At 71.3% G+C, this 1504-nt stretch carries 2 protein-coding genes; one reads left to right on the top strand and one right to left on the bottom strand.

What is annotated here, in order from left to right; translation table 11 throughout:
- On the bottom strand, positions 1-1031 hold a 1031-nt coding region (locus ACOJUF_RS09240), incomplete at its 3' end, for a multidrug effflux MFS transporter (RefSeq protein ID WP_420121567.1).
- Positions 1032-1105: 74 nt separating this feature from the next.
- Here ACOJUF_RS09240 and ACOJUF_RS09235 point away from each other — a divergent pair.
- A partial coding sequence (locus ACOJUF_RS09235) for a LysR family transcriptional regulator (RefSeq protein WP_420121566.1) occupies positions 1106-1504 on the top strand: 399 nt, incomplete at its 3' end.

Raw genomic sequence — 1504 nt, 5'->3', positions numbered from 1 at the left:
GTGGCGTAGCGCAGCACGGTGGCGTTGGCCGAGATCAGGCCGCGGGTGGCGACCACCACGAACAGTGGGACGAGCACGGCGACCACCCCGAGCCCGGCGCCCCATCCGGGACCCAGCACGAGCAGCAGCCCGATCCCGGCGACCACCGAGACGAGCAGGCCGACCAGCAGCAGCCGCCGCACCGGGAACCGGCGGACGAGCCGCGCGTTGACCAGGCCGAGCACGATCATCCCGGCGGCGTTGGCCGCGAACACCAGACTGAACTGCATCGCGGTCAGCCCGAACGTCTCCTGCAGGACGAACGAGGACCCCGAGATGTAGCCGAACAGCGAGGCGTAGGCGAAGGCCACGGTCAGCGCGTACCCGACGAACATCCGGTCCCGGGCCAGGGTGCCGAAGGCGCGGGCGGTCTGGAGCAGTCCCCCGGCGTGCCGGCGTTCGACGGGCAGGGTCTCCGGGATGGCCTTGGCGGCGACGGCGGTCAGCACCAGGCAGACGCCGGCGAGCAGATAGAACATCGGCTGCCAGCTGCCGGTGAGCGACAGCAGCACGCCGCCGATCACCGGGGCGAGGATCGGCGCCACGCTGGATACCGTCATGAACAGGGAGAACAGCCGGGCGGCGGCGACGCCCCGGGCCACGTCGGCGGCGATGGCCCGGGCCAGCACGATGCCGCCGGCGCCGGCCGCGCCCTGCAGGAACCGCCAGGCGACGAGCCAGCCGATCGACGGGGCCAGCGCGCAGAGCAGGGACGCGACCGCGCACACCAGGGTCGACCCGAGCAGCAGCCGGCGACGACCCCACTGGTCCGACAGCGGACCCAGGATGAGCTGGCCGATCAGCAGCCCGGCGACGTCCGCGGTCAGCGTGAGCTGCACCGCGGCCTCCGTAGTGCCGAACTCGTCGGCCAGCAACGGAAAGGCCGGCAGGTACAGGTCCATCGACAGCGGACCGAAGGCGGTGAACCCGCCCAGCAACAGGGTGAACAGCAGCATCCGGCGGCCCCGCACCAGGCCCTCGTTCGTCGTCATGTCTCCATGCTCGGATCCGCGCTTCAATCTGTCCAAGACATGTTTCAGATCCCAACGATCGATATGATCGACTGATGGTGGAGATCGACCGACGGCAGCTCGAGTACTTCGTCGCAGTGGCCGAGGAACTCAACTTCACCCGCGCGGCGGCCCGCTGCCACGTGGTGCAGTCGGCACTGAGCCACCAGATCGCCAAGGTGGAACGGGAAACCGGGGTGACCCTGTTCGACCGGACCAGCCGGTCCGTCTCGCTGGCGCCCGCCGGTCGGCTGCTGCTCCCCCGTGCCCGGCACATCCTGGCCGAACTCGACCGGGCCGCCGCGGAGCTGACCGCGCTCGCCGGGGTGCTCACCGGCCGCCTACGGCTGGGCATGATCGGGTCGGCGGCGGCCGCACCGGTCGTCGCCGACGCGCTCGTGACGTTCCACCGTCGCCATCCCGGGGTGGAGGTCACCGTCGAGGACACCGGCAGC

Source organism: Nakamurella sp. (genome assembly GCF_048594475.1).
In the GTDB taxonomy this organism is placed as follows: domain Bacteria; phylum Actinomycetota; class Actinomycetes; order Mycobacteriales; family Nakamurellaceae; genus Nakamurella.
This window is presented reverse-complemented; position numbering and strand designations above follow the sequence as displayed.